The organism is Desulfomicrobium orale DSM 12838 (genome assembly GCF_001553625.1).
GTDB classification, from domain to species: domain Bacteria; phylum Desulfobacterota; class Desulfovibrionia; order Desulfovibrionales; family Desulfomicrobiaceae; genus Desulfomicrobium; species Desulfomicrobium orale.
This window is the reverse complement of record NZ_CP014230.1, coordinates 2,201,326-2,220,895: the sequence shown is the minus strand read 5'-3', so window position 1 is coordinate 2,220,895 and position 19,570 is coordinate 2,201,326. Positions and strand designations below refer to the sequence as shown.

Below are 19,570 nucleotides of genomic sequence, written 5' to 3'. Positions count from 1 at the left end.
TTATTCAGACCGAAGGAGGAACGGGTATGAACCAGGGATCAACCGCGTGGAATTTTTCGGAAAACAACAACCACATTTCGAGCTTTCAGCGGACCGGCGGCGATCCGGCCAAAGAGGGGCCGGTTTCTCTCGAATACTTCGCCCATTCCTCTTTCCGGATTACCAGTCCGCAGGGGCTGACCGTGGTCATCGACCCCTGGCGGAACGACCCGTCCGGAGCGTGGGGACTGTGGTTTCCTGAGGAGTATCCGGAAATTTACGCCGACATCGTGCTGTCCACTCACGCCCATTTTGACCACGACGCCGTGCACCGTGTCCACGCCGCCGTCACCCTGGAACGGCCTGTGGGCGTTTTCAGCATCGGAGACGTGAGAATCGAAGGGTTCGGCGACAAGCATATGTTCAGGGCCAAGGGATCGTACCGCTGGACGGATGTCTTTGCCGAGTCGGGAATATCGGTGCCTCCTGACAACCCGATGCATCTGGACAACAGCATCATCGTGACGGAGACGGGCGGGATGCGCATCGCTCACTGGGGAGACAACCGGCCGGACCCCGGAGCGTACATCATGGACCGCCTCAGAGGCGTCGATGTGCTGATCCTGCCCATTGACGGCTCCGAACATATCCTCACGGCGGAAGATGTGACGGGGCTCATGGAAGAGCTGGAGCCGAAAGTGGTCATTCCCATGCACTACCGCACCAGGGGTGCGGTGACGGTCCTCAGCACGCTGCAGGCGCCCGATTACTGGCTGGAAATGATGCCGGACGCCATCCTGCATACCGAGTCAAAGTGGACTTTCAGCAAGCCGGACCTCGCGCGGTATCGCGGCCGGGCTTTTTCCTTCGGTCATCATTATACCAAGGGATAGCCGCGTTATTTCTCCGGCCTGCACTCCGGGCAGACGCCTTCCAGCCGGATGTCCACATGCTTGACGGCCAGATCGAGGCCGTCCAGGGCGGCCCGGTCCACGGGCAGAGCCGCCAGACACAGGTAGCGGTCGCAGTGGATGCAGTGCAGGTGGGCGTGCTCCGGCGTGCTTTCCTGGTCGCGCAGGCAGAACCGCTGCGATTTCTCGCCCAGGTCCAGACGGTTCAGAATCCGGCGTTCCACCAGCAGATCCAGAATGCGGTACACCGTGACCCGGTTGATTTCTCCGCTGCCGCCCACGGCCGTCAGGATTTCCGGGGCGCTGCGGGGAGACTCCGTGTTGGCTGCGGCCATGAGCACCCGCACGCGGTGGGAAGTGGCGTCAAGACCGGCCCGGATCAGCCGGGCGGCGGCATTTTTTTCGCTCAGACGGCGTTTCATGTTCTCCTCCGTGCGAGCCGCGTCCCCCAGCCCAGAGCGTAGGCCGATGTGGCCACGGCGATGATGGACGCTCCGGACGTGAGGTCGAAATGATAGGACAGGGCCAGCCCGGCTAGGCAGAATGCCAGGCTGAACAGGAAGGCCAGAAGCATCATTTTCCACAGGGAGTCGGTGTACAGTTCGGCCAGCATGGGCGGGATGGTCAGCAGGGCGATGACCAGAATGAGCCCGGCCACCTGGATGACCATGACCACGGTCACGGCCGTGAGCACCTGCATGAGCGTGTACAGAAAGCGCACGGGCACGCCGGTGGAGCGGGCGAATTCCGTGTCGAAGGACAGGGCCAGAAAGTCCTTGTACCAGAGAAGGACCGCGCCGAGCACAAGGCCGTCCAGAGCCAGCATGAACCAGAGTTCGCTGCGGGAAACGGCCAGCAGGCTGCCGAAGAGATAGCTCATCAGATCCACGTTGTAGCCGGGCGTCAGATCCATGAGAATGATGCCGAAAGCCATGCCCGCGGCCCACATGATGCCCACGACGCCGTCGGAGCGTTCGGTCCGCCCGAAGGAAAACACGGCCATGAGGATGGCCGCCAGGACCGTGAAACCCACGGCGCAGGGCAGTACGGGCACCCCTGTGTAAAATGCCAGTCCGACCCCGCCGTAGGCCGTGTGCGCCACGCCGCCGGCCATGAACACCTGCCGGTTGACCACCACCAGCGACCCGATGACCCCGCAGGCCACGCTGGCCAGCAGTGCGGCCCAGAGGGCGTTCTGCATGAATTCCATGCCCAGGATGCCCGTCATGCGTCCCTCCCGGCACCGGTGAAGATGGAGGACACACCCCTTATGTACTCGTCCAGAGGGCAGGAGGCGTCATGTGTGCCGTAGATGAGCTCCAGCATGTGCGGGGTCAGTTCCCGTCCGCCGCTCTGGAGCAGTCTCCGGTTGACGGCGGCAACGCCGGTGATGCGGGTGGAGGCGGAGATGAGATCGTGGCTGACCATGACGATGGTGATGGAGGCGCTCAGGTTCGAGAGCAGGTCGAAAAGGCAGATTTTTCCCTGCGGGTCGATGTTGGAAGTGGGCTCGTCAAAAAGGAGCAGGGCCGGGTCCGCGACCAGGGCCCGGGCCACCAGAACGCGCTGTTTCTGTCCGCCCGACAGGGCGTCGAAACGCCGTCCGGCCAGATCGGCCATGTCCACCATGTCCAGGGCTTCCAGGGCTTTGTTTTTTTCGGCGAAGGAGTAGCCGGGCCAGCGACCCGGAGACCAGAGTCCGCTTTTGCGGCGAAGCCCCAGCAGCACCGCGTCGCGGACCGTGACCGGAAAGTTCGGCTGGACCGAGGCGTGCTGCGGAACGTAGCCCACCGCCGGGCGCACGGCGACGGGATCCGCTCCCAGAACGCGGACCGAGCCCGATCTGGGCGGCAGAATCCCCAGGATCAGTTTGACCAGGGTGGTTTTGCCGCCGCCGTTGGGGCCGATGATGGTCAGAAAATCTCCGGCCCGGACCACCAGATTTATGTCCGAGAGCACCTCCTCATCGCCGTAGGCATAGCAGACGTCGGACAGCTCGATGACGGAACGGGTGGGATCCGGGCGCCGCTCGGGCGGGCTGGCGGCACAGCAGGAAGAACCGGGTGAATGCATGAATGTCCTGGATTGAGGTTGCGGGACCGGCGCGGTTACCGCCCCGGTTTTTTTATGTCGGCGTACCTGAAGCACGAGACCAGATGGTCGTTCGCCATGCCGACCGCCTGCATGTATGCGTAGATGATGGTGGACCCCACGAACGCCATGCCTCTTTTTTTGAGATCGCCGGAAAGCGTGTCGCTCTCGGGTGTTCTGGCGGGAACGTCCCAGATGGTCTTGCGATTCCCGTCGATGGGCCTGCCGCCGGTGAATCGCCAGACATACGCATCGAAGCTGCCGAACTCTTTTTGTATGGCCAGAAAGGCGTCCGCGTTTTTTCTCGCCGCGAACACTTTGAGACGATTACGGACAATCCCGGGGTTTTTCAGCTGTTCTTCGAGCTCGCCGTCGCTCATGCGCGCGACTTCTTCCGGATCGAAGCCCCTGAAAGCCTGCCGGTAGCCTTCCCGCTTGCGCAGGATCGTGGCCCAGCTCAGCCCGGCCTGCGCTCCCTCGAGAATGAGCATCTCGAAATGTTTCCGGTCGTCATGCACCGGAACACCCCATTCCTCGTCATGATACACGGTTTCCGGAAGGCTCGCGTGAGCCCAGTCGCATCGCTTCATACGGCTTGGTCCTTCATGACGGAGCCGGGTATAATCTCCGGCCCCGCCATGTACAACATGAATGCTACTTCAGGGCGTCGGCGAAAGCCCGGGCCGCGCGGAGCATGTTCTGCTCCCAGTCTTCGGCCAGAGGGTCCAGACGGACCACTTGCGCGCCGATCTGCTGAGCGATGACGGCGGCGCTTTTTTCCGAGAACTGCGGCTGCACGAAGATGACCTTCGCGCCTGTCTCTTTGGCTTTGGAGATGATCGCGGACAGTTCCTTAGGGCTTGGCTCCTTGCCGTCCACTTCCACGGACACCTGATGCAGGCCGTAGGCCTTGGCGAAATAGCCCCAGGACGGATGGAAGACCAGAAACGTGCGCCGGCTTTCGGGGAGAGGCTTCAAAATGGCCCGGATGTCCTGGTCCAGGCGGTCCAGCTTCTGTTCAAAGGCCGCCGTGTTGGCGGCATAGCGTTCGCTCTGCGCGGGATCGATCCGGCTCAGTCCGTCGCGGATGTTCCGGGCCTGAATCTTCACCAGAGCCGGGTCCAGCCAGATGTGCGGATCCAGCGTGCCGTGATCGTGATCGCAATCCGGGCCGTGATCGTGGTCCGCATGGTCATGATCGTGCTCTTCGCCTTCATGGTCATGATGGTGATGCTCCGCCATGGGGATTTTGGCCACGCCTTCTTCCGTGTGTGCGACAGTGATGCCCGGGCTGGCGTTTCTGATCCGGGGCAGCCAGACGTTGTCGAACGTGTCGCCGATGGTGAAGTATATTTTGGCCTTGGCCAGTTCGGTCATCTGCCGGGGCTTGGGCTCATAGGCATGCGGGTTGGCGCCGGGCTCGACCATGACGGAGACCGGGACTTTCCCGCCGCTGACCTGATCCACGAAATATTTCTGGGGAGCTATGGCCACAAAGGCCGACGGCTCCGCCAGCGCCGGGGCGGCAAGAAACAGAAACACTATGGCAAAAAGACTTTTTTTCATGATTTCCTCCATGATATCGGGATGCTTTGTGCGCAACAAGATTGCACGAAGTGAACGGGTATGCAACCCCGTAGCCCGGCCGCCGGATGGTTTTTTCATCCTTATGCGCTGTGGAACCGTTTGACGAAGAGTCGCGATTCCGACCCGGCAGACCGCTCGGACGATGAGAGGACTCTTGCATAGGGCCGGGATCAGTGCCACACATCGCGCTGACGCCGCGCCAGTGGCGGCGGTGAACACCACCTCGACAAGGAAACAGCATGACCGAGGACTGTCCGGGCCGGAATTCCCTGACCGAGCGCGCCATACCCATTCTCCTCAGACTTCTGGTCTGGGGCGGGGTCTTTGCCATTTTCTATATCCTGCGCTCCTTTTTCCTGCTTCTCTTTCTGACTTTCGTATTCGGGTACATCCAAAGCCGGGGTGTGAACAAACTGGAGCGGTTTATTTCCCACCGCGCGGTCAGGGTGGTTCTGGTGGCCAGTCTGTTTCTGGGCGTTCTGGTGGCGGTGGGCGTTTTTCTGGTGCCAAGAGCCAAGGACCAGACCATCCTGTTCGCGACGCAGCTGCCGGAATACATGACCCGTCTGGACCTGGAGCTGATGACCCTGGCTGAACGGTATCCGCTGGTGGAACGCGCCCTTTCCGAACTGACTCCGGCCTCGGCTCATCCTTCGTCGGGCCTGGGCGGTTCCCGGAGCGCCGCTCTGGTGCAGCAGGTTTTCGGTCTGGGCGAAACCTCCGACGGTCAGCATCAGCTCAATCAGGTGCTGGATCTGATCCGGGGCGTGGGCGGACGCGTGGCGGCCATTGCTTCGGCCTTTCTGCTGTCTCTGCTCTTTTCCTTTCTGATCGTGCTGGACCTGCCCCGGCTCAAGGCCAGCGTGGTGTCTCTCGAACAGTCCAAACTGGGCTTCATCTACCGCGAAGTGGCGGGCAGCATCCGCGATTTCGCCAGTGTGCTGGGGCGGGCCCTGGAAGCCCAGTTCACGATCGCCGTGGTCAATTCCCTGCTGACGGCTCTGGGCGTGGCCATGCTGGGCATGAGCTCCGCCCTGGCCTTTCTGACTCTGATCGTGTTTCTGTGCAGCTTTATACCGGTGCTCGGGGTATTCATCAGTTCCGTGCCCATCTGTCTCATCGCCCTGCAGACTTCCGGCCTGACCACCATGATTCTGGCCATCATCATGATCACGGTCATCCACCTCATCGAGGGCTATGTGCTGAATCCCAGAATCTACGGCTCCTACATGCGTATCAACCCGGTCATCGTGCTGGTCATCCTGACTGTGGGGGCCAAGCTGTTCCACATCTGGGGGCTGGTGCTGGGTGTGCCCATCTGCACGTATATTTTCGGACAGGTCATCCGCAATCCGGAGACCCAAACCGCGCCCGCTCCTGAAAACGCCGGGCAGGAGGAAGCATCATGAAAAGCGGGCTGAGAGTGGTTCTGCTGGAGGAAGAAGGGCTGGTCCGCAATGTTCTGGTCAAGGCCCTGGCCGACTGGGGGTACGCCTGCGAAGTGCCCGAAGACGAGGACGCCGCTTGGGCTGCCGTACGGGGGGATGCCGCTCCCACGGCCGTGGTGGCGGACTGGCATACGGATATTCTCGATTGTGGGGATTTTTTCCGCAAAGTCCGGCGCGCCGGGGAGCACTGCCATCTGGTGGCGGGCATTCCCCGCAGCGGCGCGGACGGCATCCGTGTCTGCATCAGGGCCGGAGCCCATGATTTCGTGTACCGGCCCTATAATCTGGACGAGGTCCGGGTGCGCTTGCACGCCATCGGCAGAATCATGGGCCTGCCGGGCGACTCACTGTCTTTTGATTAAGAAGCCGGTTTCACTTTTCCAGTGATTAAGAAGCCGGTTTCACTTTTCCAGTGCAACCCGCCGCACGCCCGAAATCCCGCGCTGTACCGTCCGGGCGTAGCGCACAGCCGGGTATCCGAACAGCATCACATACATGGACCGGTGATTTTCCGGTATGCCCAGCAAACGGAGCATTTCCGGCGCCACGTCGCACAGGGCCCAGCGGGCGAACCCGCACCACAATGTGCCAAGGCCCAGGCTTGCGGCCATGAGCTCGAAATAGGTCAGGGCGATGAATGGATTGGCCTCGGCCGAAGGATTTTCCACCGCCTCCGAAGCGATGACCATATGCGGAGCGTGCTGGAAGATGGGATCCCCGCCCTTGGCCCAGGCATCGGCAAATCTGGCGAAGAAGCCCATTTTCTCCGGCAGGCGGTTTTCCCGCGCGGCTTTTCGGATGCACTCGTAGGTCCGGCTGCGCACCACATCCATGACATGCGGATCGTCCACCAGAGTAAAGCTGACTTGGCGGCGGTTCTTTCCCGAAGGCGCATACATGACCACGCTCACGAGCCGGTCCACGATCTCCCGGGGCACGGCCTCTTTTTTGTACCGGCGTACGGACCTGCGCCCGCGCATCAGATTTTCCACCATCTCCGGGGAAACGGGCCGGACTTCAGGACTGTGATCCGGATTAAGACCAAAAACGGAGAGAGCAGCGGCAGGACACACGGCCAGACAGTGCTGACAGCCTATGCAGGCATTTTCCCGGTGCGGCAGAACCCGCGGCGGGCCGCCGTCCGCTTCCAGCACACCCACAGGACAGTCCTCCGCGCACTGGCCGCACTGGGTACAGCGGTCCGGGTCGACGATCAGCTCGAGCATGGCTTCAAATATGACGCAGTACTATCTCCACTCTTTAAATGGAGATCCAATCGCATCTTCCCTGACACATCTGGTTGAAACATCATCACAGTCAGTTTGGCTAATCAGGAACCAATTGGCATGGGACCGGAGAGAAACCAGAGAGAGCGCGCCGCAATCAGAGTGATGAAAAGAAGCGTACCCAGTAGCAGCATATGGTTCTGTCCTGCCGGCTGGAGTTCCTCTTGCGTCAGTATTGCTGTCTCTGCCGGTTCTTTCCGGCTTTCCTTGGCCGCTTCTTTGTTTGCCGGGCCGGGCTCGAAGGCGGCCTCCACATCGGCGGCATGCTGACCGCTCAAGGCCTTGAGGGCCAGCGTGATGGTCAGTATGCGCAGGATGCCGACAATTCCGGCCGCCCGGCGGACCAGAGGCTCCGGATTGGAAATGAGACCGCCGTCCAGGCCGGCGGAATTCAGGAGAAAGCGTACGTACTCGAAGGCCTGTTCGCGGGTCAGCTTGGGGAGGTTTATGATATTGCCCAGCAACGTCTGCACATTCCGGTTATCGGGGCGGGCCAGTTTGTGGATCAGGTCTCCATTGCCTATCAGGACCACCTGCAGGACACTGCCTTTGTGCTTGGCCAGGGTGAACAGCCCGGCCATGAAGGCGAAATCGTCATCCTGGAGCAGGTGCGCGTCGTCGATGATGAGCACGACTCGCAGTTTTTCCTGCAATTCTCTGGATAAACTTGACGGTACTTCTTCTTGAGGAGAGAGTTGGCGGCTCAGGGTTCTGGAGAGATTTTCCTCCGCTGAAGCGGAAAGTATGATGGTATGTTCCCGCAGGAGAGAGGACAGGCGGGTCAAGAAGGCTGTTTTTCCGGATTTGGGAAAGCCGATCGCACAACTCAGTAGCCGTCCGAAATGCACTTCTTCAAGGATGGCTTCGAAGGCATGCTCGAGTTGCGGAGTGAGGAAATAGGCGGTTGTTCCGGAGGCGTTCTCAAACGGCGATTCGTACATATTTTTCCCGTCTGTCTGGAAATGGTTGAAGGTGGATGACGGCTTGGCCGCAGGTTTTCCGATTTGTTTCCGAAGATAGATACAACCACATTCAACCGCAAGTTTTTTTTAAACTATTTAGTACCGTCCGGCAAAGTTCAGCTATGAATAAATCGTCTATTGCGCCGTTTATGGCCCTGCTTACGGCCATGATGCTGTGGGGCAGTTCTTTTGTGGCTTTCAAGTACGTGGTCATGGTGTTCGATCCTGTGGTCGTCGTGTTTGCGCGCATGGTCCTGGCCTCCTCGCTTTTGCTGCTTGTACTGCGCTGGTGGCGGCCCCGTGTCATCCACCTGAAGGATATACCTGTCATGCTGTTCATGGCCTTGTGCGAGCCTTGTCTTTATTTCATTTTGGAAGGCCAGGCCCTGACCCTGACCACGGCCTCGCAGGCGGGCATGGTGGCTGCGACGCTGCCCGTGCTGGTGGCTCTGTGTTCGGTCTTTTTTCTGGGAGAACGTCTGGAGGGAAAGGTCTGGGCCGGACTTTTTCTGGCCCTGGCCGGAGTGGTCTGGGTCAGCCTGTGCGCTTCGGCCACGGAAACGGCCCCCCGGCCGGTACTTGGCAATTTTCTGGAACTGCTGGCCATGATGTGCGCCGCCGGGTACACCATCAGCATGAAGAAGCTTTGCGGCAGCTATTCGCCGTGCTTTCTGACCGCCGTGCAGTTTCTGGTGGGGACTGTTTTCTTTTTTCCGCTTCTTTTCCTGCCCGGCACCGAACTGCCCCGGAATCTGACGCCGGGACCCGTCTGGGCCGTTGTCTATCTGGGAACCTGCGTCAGCGTGGGGGCTTACGGTCTCTACAATTTCGGCATCAGCAGATTGCCGGCCTGGCAGGCTTCGGCCTTCATCAATCTGGTTCCGGTATTTTCCATTCTGCTGGGATGGGCCTGGCTGGACGAGCGGCTCAGCCTGTTGCAGCTGCTGGGAGCCTGCGCGGTATTCGGGGGCGTACTCATGAGCCAGCGGTGGGATCACCAGACGCAAAAAGAGGAACCGTTTGCCGGGAACCTCTCTCCGGTCCGTGTTGAAAGGGAGGGAAACCGCTCGCGATAGGAGGCATCACGGAAAAAGGCGCGCCTTTTGCGATGAATGGGAGGGTTTTTTCCGGCCGGTCACTACCCGTTTTTTCCGGCGCGACCGGCTGTCTCCCGGTTTATTCTTCCAGAAGGTATCTGTATTTCTTTACGGTGCTGTAGGACCATTCCAATATCTTTTGCATTTCCGCGACAACGCTTTCCGAATGGACCTGCCCCTGCATCTGGTCGAGATAGTAGGACAGGCTTCCGGCGTCTTCCTGGTAGACCAAGGCGATGGAATACTGCGAGGCGATGCCCGGGCGATCCGGAAACTCCGGCCGGGTCTGGAGATGCAGGACGAACTTTTTCTTCTCCGAGGCGGTCAGCGCAAAAAGTTTGCTGGCCATGAGTTCTTCCTTCATTTTGTAGGACAGGAGCGTACCGCTCTGGTCCGTGCCCTTGGCCAGAATGTCCAGTGGAAGTTTGTCCGCGATCAGGGCACTTGCCCCGGCTTTTGTTGTTTCCGCCGCCGGTTTGGCCTGGTTTGGGGACGGCCGGGTCAGGGTCGAATTATCCTCGGCGTATGCGTTGAAGGCGAAGAGAAGAAGAAAAAAGGCAAGGGTGCGGCGCATAAAGACTCCTTTGTCAGTATCGGATGTCCCGGTTTCCGGGAGTATTTTCCGGTTTGATGCCCGTGGGGGCAGCGCATCCGGCATCCATTTTTCACGGCATGTCATGTCTTCCTGCCAGCTATACTGGCTGTTTCGGCGTCACGAGGTCAAGGAGCGGACGGTTTGCGGAAGACTTTTCCATTTCCGCCTGCAGGGCCTCCAGCTGGGTGGCGACGGGCTCCAGAGACGGCGGCGTTTGGGTGTGAACGCGGCTCTCGCCCACATTGTCGAGAGCTTCCAGCACCCGCACAAGAGTCAGGTTGCGCGCATCCATGGCCGGTTGCAAGGCGGATTCCGAACCGTTTCCGAAGTTCACGCGGACCAGCATTCCGGCGCGTACCAGTCGCTCGGCAAGGAGGTTGGCCAGACGGGAAGACATGCCCAGTTCCCGGGCGATCTGGTCCGGTCTTTGGGCCTTCAGGGCCAGATGGAAGCGGCGGACCACATGGGTGCAAAGCAGCACGGCGTGGAGCCGCATTTCGGCGGCGCTCAATTCCTCCTCACCTGCCGGATGCTCCGGCTCGCGGACGTGTTCCAGCGTGTGGACTATTTCCGCGCCGAAAAGCACGATATACCAGCTGATGTTCAGCCACAGGAGAAAAAGAGGCAGGGCCGCGAAGCTGCCGTAAATGGCGTTGTAGGAGGTCATGCTGATCTGGAATTTGACGTACCCGGCCTGGAGGAGCTGATAGGCCGATCCGGCCGGGATGGCCGCCAGAAAGGCGTGTCCGACACGGATTTTTGTGTTGGGCATGATCATGTAAAGGAGCGTGAAAAGCATCCAGAGCAGAACGTAGGGGGCGAAAGCCAGACTGAAGGCAATGACCGGGCTCGTCACTTCTTCCAGCCCGGCCCGCGACGACAGGGCCGAAACCCTGGTGGCGATGAAAACCGTGGCGCTGCCGGACGTAATGAGCAGGATGGGGGCCGTGACCATGATGGTCATGTAGTCGCTCAGTTTGCGCAGGAAAGAACGGTCGGACACGCCCCAGACCTGATTGAAGCATTCCTCGATGTTGCCCAGAACCTTGATCACGGACCAGAACAGGACGATCACGCCGATGCCCGCGATGAGTCCGCCCTGGGTGTTGTCCAGCATGTTCCGGGCGAAGACGATGATCTGGGCGACAACCTCCTGCTGGGCCGAGAACTGCTCCATGAGTTTTTCTTCCAGCAGGCGTTCGAATCCGAAGCCCTTGGCGATGCCCAGAGCCATGGCCGCCAGCGGCACCAGAGACAGGAGAGTGTAGAAAGTCAGGGCCGAAGCGCGCAGCGGGCCGTTTCGGATCATGAAGCCGTTCAGGGCGAAAAAAAACGTGCGCGGGACGAGAATCAGCAGACGAAGGAAAGGGCTGCCTTCCGGGCGGGCCGGCCATGCGTCCGCGGAGAAGAAATGCAGGATGCGGGCAGGCAGGGAAAGGCGGGCGGAAGAATCATCTGGCGTGGGCATGCCGCTTAAGTGACCGGCTTTGTCGCGGTCTGTCAACACGGAAAGCCGACACAGGAAAAGCGGGGGCCTTTCGGCCCCCGGAGAAGCTATCCGAGGATGGCTTTCAGATCGTCATCCGGCGTGGAGAGAGGCTTGATGTCGAAGTTTTCCACCAGCACGTTCAGCACCGCGGGCGTGATGAAAGCAGGCAGGCTGGGGCCGAGGCGGATGCCCTTGATGCCGAGGCTGAGCAGGGTCAACAGGATGACCACGGCCTTCTGCTCGTACCAGGACAGAACCATGGACAGGGGCAGGTCGTTCACGCCGCATTCGAACGCTCCAGCCAGGGCCAGGGCAATCTGGATGGCGGAATAGGCGTCGTTGCACTGCCCCACGTCCAGCAATCTGGGGATGCCGCCGATGTCGCCCAGCTTTTTGTCGAAGAAACGGAACTTGCCGCAGGCCAGGGTCAGCACCACACAGTCGGCCGGGACCTTTTCCACGAATTCCGTATAGTAGTTGCGGCCCGGCTTGGCTCCGTCACATCCGGCCACCAGAAAAAAGTGGCGGATGGCTCCGTCCTTGACGGCCGCGATGACCTTGTCGGCCACCCCGAGCACCGCGTTGCGGCCAAAACCGGTCAGCACGGTTCCCCTGTCTTCATCCTTGGCGAATCCGGGCATGGACAGAGCCTTTTCGATGACGGGCGTGAAATCCTTCCCCACATGCGTCACGCCGGGCCAGCCCACCAGACCGGTGGTGAAGATATTGTCCTTGTAAGAATCGGCCGGTCTCTGGATGCAGTTGGTGGTCATGAGGATGGCGCCGGGGAATTCGGCGAATTCCTTCTGCTGGTTCTGCCATGCCGTGCCGTAGTGGCCGTGGAAATGAGGATACTTCTTCAGGCCGGGATATCCGTGACAGGGGAGCATCTCGCCGTGGGTATAGACGTTGATGCCCTTGCCCTGGGTCTGCTCCAGCAGCATGCCCAGATCTTTCAGGTCGTGGCCGGAGACGAGAATGGCCTTGCCCGCCTTGGGTCCCAGAGGAACCGGAGTGGGTACGGGATGCCCGAAGGTGCCGGTGTTGCCCGCGTCCAGAAGCTCCATGGCCTTCAGGTTCACCTGTCCGCATTCCATGCACAGGGCGACGAGTTCTTCCAGGCTTTTCGGCTCCAGCGTCGCGGCCAGGGCGCGCTGCATGAATTCGTATACCTTTTCGTCTTCCTGCCCCAGAATGGCCGCATGATCGGAATAGGCGGCCAGCCCCTTGATGCCGTAGATGAGAATCTGCTTCAGGGACCGCAGGTCCGGATGGACTTCCAGAGCCTCGGTCACGCCATGCTGTTCACCCTGGGCCACGAGCCCTTCAAGCGTGGTGGCGGGAGTGAAAGCGGCCGCTTCGGTATTGACGGCCACGCCCGCTTTGGAAGCCAGAAGGGTGCGATATCCTGCGGCTTCATTGATGAGTACCTGAAACCGGGCCGGATCGAAATCCACGTTGGTCAGGGTGGAAAAGACGCCTTCGCTTATGAACCGGTTCACGGCCGCGTCGGAAACGCCTTTGGCCCTGGCCTGGACGGCCACCTGGGACAGGCCCTGCAGGGCATAGATGAGCAGATCCTGCAATGCGGCCACTTCGGGCTGCTTGCCGCATACGCCGACCTTGGTGCAGCCGGTGCCTCTGGCCGTTTGTTCACACTGGTTGCAAAACATGACTTCCTCCTCGGTTGTTTGTTCCTTGTTGAGAACGCATCTAGCGGGGAGGAGGACTGCCAGCTTTGACCTGCGTCAAAAAACAGCGAGGTCGTGGCGAACGGGGCAGGGGGCCTCACGCCGGGTCATCCGGCCCTGGCAAAGAATCAGAACATGGAGAGGGAGCTTGCCGCCGCGCCGATTGTCTGGCGTGTTCCGGCCCGGCGGCGGGTGCGGGAACCAGGGCGTCCCCTCGGAAAGGTGGAAGGGGTTATTTCCTGGCGCTCTTATTCAGCGTTTCCATCACTTCGGCCACGGCGGCGGTAGGCTGCTGTTCGTCGATCTGTTGCGCTTTGGGCCAGCGGCATCTATGGTACGAGATGGTCGCTTTCTGGGTGATCTGTTCGACCTTGGCGAGCATCACGCTCATGGTTTCTTCCGTGATAGTGTAATGGCCGCAGTCCGGGCATTTGGGCGCGGGCACGTCCTCGAAGCAGAACAGGTGATTCCGGCATTCCATCTGATAGGATATGATTTCCTCGGCGACACCGGTGCCGCCGCATTTGGGACAGATCATGACGACCTCCGTTCATTTGTAATGAATCATTTTTCATATATCTTTTTCCTGGCATGGCAAATATCCTTTCAACACGCTGATATATAAAGTTATTTTCTGGAGGTGCGTATGAGCGTCGTGGGCTGGATCGGGACAGGGGTGATGGGGCGGTCCATGTGCGGGCACCTGCTGGCCGCGGGGCATACGATGCAGGTGTTCAACCGGACCAGGGCTTCGGCCGAAAGCCTTCTGAAGGCCGGGGCGACGTGGTGCGGCAGTCCGGCGGAAGCGGCGCGTGGGGCGGAATTCGTTTTCACCATCGTGGGCTATCCGTCCGATGTGCGCTCCGTGTATCTGGGCGAGGACGGCATTCTGGCTCATGCGGACGCCGGCGCCGTGGTAGTGGACATGACCACTTCCGAGCCTTCCCTGGCCAGGGAAATTCACGCTGCGGCCGGAGAAAAGAACATCGCCGCCTTGGATGCTCCGGTGTCAGGCGGCGATCTGGGCGCCAGGGACGCGACTTTGGCCATCATGGTCGGCGGCGACGTGGAAACTTTCGAGAAGATCCGGCCGCTTTTCGAGGTCATGGGCAAAAACGTCCGGCACATGGGAGCTCCGGGGGCCGGACAGCATACGAAGATGAGCAATCAGATCCTCATCGCCGGAACCATGATCGGCGTGGTGGAATCGCTCCTGTACGCGGTGCGCGCGGGGCTCGGCATGGACGCGGTGATCGATGTCATCGGCAGCGGGGCGGCCAGCTCCTGGTCCATCAATAACCTGGGCCGCAAGATCGCCCGGGAGGATTTTTCACCCGGATTTTTCGTCAAGCATTTCGTGAAGGACATGGGCATCGCCCTGGCCGAGGCCAGGAAAATGGGCATCGCCCTGCCGGGACTGGCCCTGGTCGAACAGCTCTATGTGGCCGCCATAGCCCAGGGGTTCGAGAACATGGGCACCCAGGCGCTGTACAGCGCGCTCCTGGCCATGAGTCCGGTCAGATAGCTCCGGCTGGGAGAATCCAGCGCCGTGCGTTCACCGCTTTTTCTGTTTTTTCTGCTGTGCCTGCCGCTTTCCGCCATGGCGGCGGACGACAAGAAAATAAACATTCTCTATCTCAATTCGTACCATAACGGCTACGAATGGTCCGACTCCATTCTCGGCGGCGTCAGAGACACATTCGGCCGGAGCGGAAAGAACATCTATCTGCAGATAGAGTACATGGATTCCAAGCGGTATTCCCAAGGCAAGATAAACGAGATTCTTTTTCAGTATTATCTGTTCAAATTCCGGACGACGCGTTTTGATCTCATCGTCACTTCGGACAACAACGCCTACGAATTCATCATCCGGTACGGCGAGAGGCTTTTCCCCGGAGTGCCCATCGTCTTCTGCGGCCTGAACGACGTGGCCGCCGGGGATGTGCCCATGCGTCACCGCATGACCGGACTTCTCGAAGAATTCGACGTGCCGGCCAATATCGCCATCGCCGCCCGGCTGCATCCGGGCCGGAAGCGGCTGGTGGTCATCGGCGACAGAAGCCTGACCGGTGCCGCCATCGCCAGCCAGGTCAGGGCTCAGATCCCCAGATTGCCGAAGGACATGCGCGTGGACTTTCTGGACGAGTTCACCCTGGAGGAACTCATCGAACTGGTCCGCTCCAGCTCCGGGGACAGCATTTTTTTCTTCATACCGTTTTATAAAGACGTGGGAGAAACCGTGTATTCGGCCCAGGATCTCCTGGAAATTGTCTGGCGGGAGACGGGCGTGCCCCTGTACGCGGCTTGGGAGTTTCTGCTGGGGCACGGCATGGTCGGCGGCAAGCTGGTCAGCGGCCATATGCACGGACAGGCGGCGGCCCGGATCGGCCTGCGCATTCTCGACGGCGAGCGTCCGGCGGAGATCCCCGTGACGGCCACCCCGGACGAGCCACCCAGATTCGACTACCAGGTGCTGAACCGTCTGGGCATCGATCAGAGACTGCTGCCTCCGGGCAGCCAGCTCATCAATGCGCCTTCGCCGTTTTATTCCATCAACCGCCATCAGTTCTGGACCATCATCGTCGGGCTGGCGGTTCTGTCGGCCGTTCTCGTGCTGCTGATGGTCAACATCTGGAAGCGCAAGGCGGTGGAGCTGCGCATCAAGAACCAGCTGGCCTTTTTGCGCACCCTCATGGATACGCTGCCCGTGCCCATGTATTTTACGGATGAAAGCGGGGCTATCCGCGGCATCAACCGGACTTTCGGTCAATGGTTCGGCATGCGCTGGGACACGGACGAGGATTTCCGCCTCCTGTCGCCGCGTGTGCGGGACAGCCGTTTCGACCCTCTTCTGGACCGGCGCGTGGATTCCTTCGAGACCCGGATTCTCCGGAATGACGGCACCCTTTGTTCCGTGGTGCTGCACAAAAGGCCCTACGCCGATTCAAAAGGCGAAACCGCCGGCATGGTGGGCGTGCTGCACGATATTTCAGACCGCAAACAGGCCGAGGACGGTCTGCGTGCGGCCGAGGAAAAATACCGGACCATCTTCGAGAATTCGGCACTGGGTATTTTCCGGGCCACACCCGGCGGCGACTGGCTGGCGGTCAATCCGGCCCTGGCCAGAATGCTCGGCTTTCCGGGCCCCCGGGAACTGATGGACGACCGTCCCAATATTTCCGGCATCTATTTTCAGCAGAGCGACCGGGAACGCATCGTGGGACTTTACCGGCAGGGCCAGGACAGCGTGGAGTGCGAGGTGCTTTTGCGCACCCGAAGCGGCGCGGTGATCACGGCCACGCTCAATGCCCGGGTCGTGCGGGACGGCGGCGGAGCGTTCCGGTATTTCGAGGGGTTCGTGGAAGACATCACGGACCGCAAGAAGGCCGAACTGGCTCTGGCCGCTTCGGAGGCCATGCTCCAGCTGGTGCTGGACACCATCCCGCAGCTGGTTCACTGGAAGGACCGCAATCTGCGCATTCTCGGCGCCAACCGGAACTTTCTAGCCCACGTGGGGGCTCCAGACCTGGCGGCCATAGTGGGGCGGACCTACGGGGAAATCGCTGCGGATCCCGAACAGACCGGGCAGATCACCCGGTTCGACGAGCAGGTCATCGACCGCGACGAGCCCATCTTCCGGCTCCAGCTGGAGGCGCGTTCGGCCTCGGGACAGACCATCTGGCTCCTGGCGAACAAGGTGCCTCTGCACGGCCCTCACGGCGAGGTGGTGGGCATGCTCAGCACGGCCGAGGACATCACCCAGACCCGGAATCTGGAAAAACAGCTGATCCAGTCCCAGAAGATGGAAGCCATCGGCACGCTGGCCGGAGGCATCGCCCATGATTTCAATAACATCCTGACATCCATCATGAATTCCGCCGAACTGGCCATGGAGGAAGTTCCCGAGAACAGTCTGGTCTGGCAGGATCTGGAGCGCTGCCTCCGGGCTTCGGTCCGGGGACAGGGACTGGTCCGGCAGATACTGGCTTTCAGCAGGCCCACGCAGGAAGGATTCGTACCCACCGATCTGCGCGACGTGGTCACCGAGGCGGCAGCCCTGATCCGGCCCTCCATGCCGTGCAATATCCGCGTGACCTCGGCCCTGGAGGAGAATCCGCCGCTGTGTCTGGCCGATCCCACGCAAATCCATCAGGTGGTCATGAATCTGGCCACCAACGCGTTTCAGGCCCTGGACGGGGAGCGGGGAGGATGCATCGGCATCGATCTCGGCCAGACTCTGCTTGCGGAGGATGACGCGCGGCAGGACGGTCTTGAGCCCGGCCGCTATCTTGTGCTCAGCATCGCCGATGACGGCCCCGGCATCGACGAGGCCATCCAGGACAAGATCTACGACCCCTTCTTCACGACCAAGAGCGGAGGAACGGGACTGGGGCTGGCCGTGGTGCACGGCATCGTGCGCGGACACGGCGGGGCGGTCCGTTTGCATACATCGGCGGAAGGCACGCGGTTCGACATTTTTCTGCCCGCCGTCAGCGATGGAGCGGCTGTTCCGCGGGAATATGCCGGGCAGGCGGAAAGGGGCGGTGAGCGGCTTTTCTTCGTCGAGGACGACGAGGAGCAGCTGTCGCTCATTCCGAGGGTGCTCGAAAGTCTGGGGTACACGGTCCGTGCCTTCCGCCGGGGCAGGGAGGCCCTGCAGGCGGTGGATGAAGGGGGGCGGCCCGATCTGGTGCTTACGGATTACGACATGCCCGGCATGAACGGGGTGGAACTGGCCCGCGCCCTGGCGCAGCGGCACCCGGAGCTGCCGCTCGTCATGTTTTCCGGGCGGAAGCATGCCGGAGAATTTTCGGGACTTCCTGAAAACATTCTGTTTTTTCTGAGCAAACCATACAACAAGGACATGATCGGGCGGGCCGTCCGGAATGTCCTGGACAGGGAGCGCGCATGTCCAGAATCCTGATTGTGGACGACGATCCGCAGATCGGCGAAACGCTGGCCGCCATGGCCGCGCGTCTGGAGCATCAATGTCTGACGGCCCGGACCCTGCGGGAGGCCTTGAGCTGTCTGCGGCAGGGGGACATCGACCTCGTTTTTCTGGACGTGCGCCTGCCGGATGGAAACGGCCTCGACGCGCTGGGCGCCATCAGTGCGCTGAGCAATCCTCCTTATGTGATCGTTCTGACCGGCCAGGGCGATCCGGAAGGCGCGGAACTGGCCATCCGCAGCGGGGTGTGGGATTATCTGGTCAAGCCTTCTCCCGTCCGGCAGATTCGGGACACCCTCAATCGCGCCCTGGCGTCCAGAGAGGAAAAGCGGGATCCGGGAAGACTTCTGGATTTGACGGATGTCGTCGGCCAGAGTCCGGCCATGCGGCGGCAATGTTATGAGCGCATCGCCCAGGCCAGCGGATCGGATTCCACCGTGCTGATCACGGGAGAAACAGGTACGGGCAAGGAACTGCTGGCCCGCACCATCCACCGCAACAGCACCCGTTCCGCCCAGAGCTTCGTGCCCGTGGATTGCGCGGCCCTGGCCGAGTCCCTCCTGGAGAGCACGCTGTTCGGGCACGTCAAGGGTGCGTTCACCGGAGCCACCCGTGACGGCACGGGGCTGGTCAAACTGGCCGACCAGGGCACGCTCTTTCTGGATGAAATCGGCGAACTGCCTCTGTCGGCCCAGAAAACATTTCTGCGGGTTCTGCAGGAGCGGCGTTTCCGCCCTGTGGGCTCCAGCCAGGAACTGGAGAGCGATTTCCGGCTGGTCTGCGCCACGAATCAGGATCTGGAGGGCATGGTGCGGGCGGGAAGATTCCGGCAGGATCTTTTTTACCGGATCAACACCATCCGCGTGGAACTGCCGCCCTTGCGGGAGAGGGAAGGAGATATCGAACCTCTGGCGCGGCATCATATCGAGCGGTTCTGCCGCCAGCATCGCATGCCCTGCAAGACTATGGCTCCGGAGTTCGTGCACACGCTCGAACAGTACGACTGGCCCGGAAATGTCCGGGAGCTGTTCAATACCGTGGAGCAGGCGCTGGTGCTTTCCGGCGCGGGACAGACGGTTTACGCCCAGCATCTGCCCCGGGGCGTGCGGGTCCGCGCGGCCAGATCGCTTCTGGCCCGGCCGGAGGCGCCCATGCTGGATGCGGATGGAATGGAGGAAGCCTTTCCCACGTTCAAGGATTTCAAATTCCGGATGGAAGCGGAGTATCTGGCCGGACTGATCAAAAAGTATGGCAGAGATGTGCAGCGGATGGCTCAGGTATCCGGACTGTCCAGGTCGCACCTTTACGCCGTGTTGAAAAAGCACGGTCTGGATGGCTGACAGGACTTGGTCTGGAAGAGAGGTCTGCCGCGGGCATTGCATTCCTCCGGTTTCTTCGCACGGCGGAATCAGTGGTGTGAACCCGGCGGATAAGACTCCTGAACGATTTTACAGGGCATGGCCGAAAAAAGCGGACGTGTGGAATT

Annotated in this window: 18 protein-coding genes; 7 read left to right on the top strand and 11 right to left on the bottom strand. The window is 60.8% G+C overall.

Annotated features, from left to right (window positions below; genetic code table 11):
- Window positions 1–26 precede the first annotated feature (26 nt).
- Window positions 27–872, top strand: a complete 846-nt coding sequence (locus tag AXF15_RS10385; RefSeq protein WP_066607035.1) for an MBL fold metallo-hydrolase — start codon at window positions 27–29, stop codon at window positions 870–872.
- Window positions 873–877: 5 nt separating this feature from the next.
- Here AXF15_RS10385 and AXF15_RS10380 read toward each other — a convergent pair whose 3' ends face one another.
- The 5 genes from AXF15_RS10380 to AXF15_RS10360 all read right to left on the bottom strand — a co-directional run bounded on the left by AXF15_RS10380 (window position 878) and on the right by AXF15_RS10360 (window position 4,547).
- Window positions 878–1,312, bottom strand: a complete 435-nt coding sequence (locus tag AXF15_RS10380; RefSeq protein ID WP_066607034.1) for a Fur family transcriptional regulator — start codon at window positions 1,310–1,312, stop codon at window positions 878–880.
- Window positions 1,309–2,118, bottom strand: a complete 810-nt coding sequence (locus tag AXF15_RS10375; RefSeq protein ID WP_066607032.1) for a metal ABC transporter permease — start codon at window positions 2,116–2,118, stop codon at window positions 1,309–1,311. Before AXF15_RS10375 ends, AXF15_RS10380 begins: the two co-directional genes overlap by 4 nt.
- Complete coding sequence (locus tag AXF15_RS10370; protein ID WP_066607030.1) at window positions 2,115–2,963, bottom strand: metal ABC transporter ATP-binding protein; 849 nt, start codon at window positions 2,961–2,963, stop codon at window positions 2,115–2,117. The genes AXF15_RS10375 and AXF15_RS10370 overlap by 4 nt, the downstream gene beginning before the upstream one ends.
- 35 nt (window positions 2,964–2,998) lie before the next feature.
- Window positions 2,999–3,571 (bottom strand): DNA-3-methyladenine glycosylase I, encoded by a 573-nt coding sequence (locus tag AXF15_RS10365; protein ID WP_066607028.1) that lies wholly within the window; start codon window positions 3,569–3,571, stop codon window positions 2,999–3,001.
- 64 nt (window positions 3,572–3,635) lie between these two features.
- Complete coding sequence (locus AXF15_RS10360; RefSeq protein WP_066608928.1) at window positions 3,636–4,547, bottom strand: metal ABC transporter solute-binding protein, Zn/Mn family; 912 nt, start codon at window positions 4,545–4,547, stop codon at window positions 3,636–3,638.
- A gap of 260 nt (window positions 4,548–4,807) precedes the next feature.
- On the opposite strand from AXF15_RS10360, the gene AXF15_RS10355 reads away from it, so the two are divergent.
- Both AXF15_RS10355 and AXF15_RS10350 read left to right on the top strand, forming a co-directional pair.
- Window positions 4,808–5,977, top strand: coding sequence for an AI-2E family transporter (locus AXF15_RS10355; protein WP_066607026.1), 1,170 nt, complete (start codon window positions 4,808–4,810; stop codon window positions 5,975–5,977).
- Window positions 5,974–6,378 carry a response regulator transcription factor gene (locus tag AXF15_RS10350; protein ID WP_066607015.1) on the top strand — a complete coding sequence of 135 codons (405 nt, stop codon included), beginning with the start codon at window positions 5,974–5,976 and terminating at the stop codon, window positions 6,376–6,378. Before AXF15_RS10355 ends, AXF15_RS10350 begins: the two co-directional genes overlap by 4 nt.
- A gap of 39 nt (window positions 6,379–6,417) precedes the next feature.
- On the opposite strand, the gene AXF15_RS10345 is transcribed toward AXF15_RS10350, so the two are convergent.
- Complete coding sequence (locus AXF15_RS10345) at window positions 6,418–7,242, bottom strand: nitroreductase family protein (RefSeq protein WP_066607013.1); 825 nt, start codon at window positions 7,240–7,242, stop codon at window positions 6,418–6,420.
- A gap of 104 nt (window positions 7,243–7,346) precedes the next feature.
- Window positions 7,347–8,243, bottom strand: coding sequence for an AAA family ATPase (locus tag AXF15_RS10340; protein ID WP_066607008.1), 897 nt, complete (start codon window positions 8,241–8,243; stop codon window positions 7,347–7,349).
- Between the two features lie 143 nt (window positions 8,244–8,386).
- Between AXF15_RS10340 and AXF15_RS10335 the strand changes: the two genes are divergently transcribed.
- On the top strand, window positions 8,387–9,340 hold the full coding sequence (locus tag AXF15_RS10335; RefSeq protein WP_083517991.1) for a DMT family transporter: 954 nt from the start codon (window positions 8,387–8,389) through the stop codon (window positions 9,338–9,340).
- Between the two features lie 100 nt (window positions 9,341–9,440).
- Here the strand turns inward: AXF15_RS10335 and AXF15_RS10330 are convergent, their stop codons facing one another.
- The 4 genes from AXF15_RS10330 to AXF15_RS10315 all read right to left on the bottom strand — a co-directional run bounded on the left by AXF15_RS10330 (window position 9,441) and on the right by AXF15_RS10315 (window position 13,674).
- Window positions 9,441–9,935, bottom strand: a complete 495-nt coding sequence (locus AXF15_RS10330) for a hypothetical protein (RefSeq protein ID WP_066607007.1) — start codon at window positions 9,933–9,935, stop codon at window positions 9,441–9,443.
- A gap of 118 nt (window positions 9,936–10,053) precedes the next feature.
- Window positions 10,054–11,424, bottom strand: a complete 1,371-nt coding sequence (locus AXF15_RS10325) for a YihY/virulence factor BrkB family protein (protein ID WP_066607006.1) — start codon at window positions 11,422–11,424, stop codon at window positions 10,054–10,056.
- A gap of 86 nt (window positions 11,425–11,510) precedes the next feature.
- Window positions 11,511–13,118, bottom strand: coding sequence for a hydroxylamine reductase (hcp, locus tag AXF15_RS10320; RefSeq protein ID WP_066606996.1), 1,608 nt, complete (start codon window positions 13,116–13,118; stop codon window positions 11,511–11,513).
- Between the two features lie 250 nt (window positions 13,119–13,368).
- Window positions 13,369–13,674, bottom strand: coding sequence for a YgiT-type zinc finger protein (locus AXF15_RS10315; protein WP_066606993.1), 306 nt, complete (start codon window positions 13,672–13,674; stop codon window positions 13,369–13,371).
- A gap of 108 nt (window positions 13,675–13,782) precedes the next feature.
- Here AXF15_RS10315 and AXF15_RS10310 point away from each other — a divergent pair, with 108 nt between their 5' ends.
- Genes AXF15_RS10310 through AXF15_RS10300 form a run of 3 tightly spaced genes read left to right on the top strand, consistent with a single transcriptional unit; the run spans window position 13,783 to window position 19,424 of the window.
- Window positions 13,783–14,661, top strand: coding sequence for an NAD(P)-dependent oxidoreductase (locus tag AXF15_RS10310; protein ID WP_066606986.1), 879 nt, complete (start codon window positions 13,783–13,785; stop codon window positions 14,659–14,661).
- A 24-nt stretch (window positions 14,662–14,685) separates the two neighbouring features.
- Window positions 14,686–18,060, top strand: coding sequence for a hybrid sensor histidine kinase/response regulator (locus tag AXF15_RS10305; RefSeq protein ID WP_066606983.1), 3,375 nt, complete (start codon window positions 14,686–14,688; stop codon window positions 18,058–18,060).
- The gene (locus AXF15_RS10300) at window positions 18,045–19,424 is read left to right on the top strand and encodes a sigma-54-dependent transcriptional regulator (RefSeq protein ID WP_066606980.1); all 1,380 of its coding nucleotides are present in this window, start codon (window positions 18,045–18,047) and stop codon (window positions 19,422–19,424) included. The genes AXF15_RS10305 and AXF15_RS10300 overlap by 16 nt, the downstream gene beginning before the upstream one ends.
- Window positions 19,425–19,570: the final 146 nt, after the last annotated feature.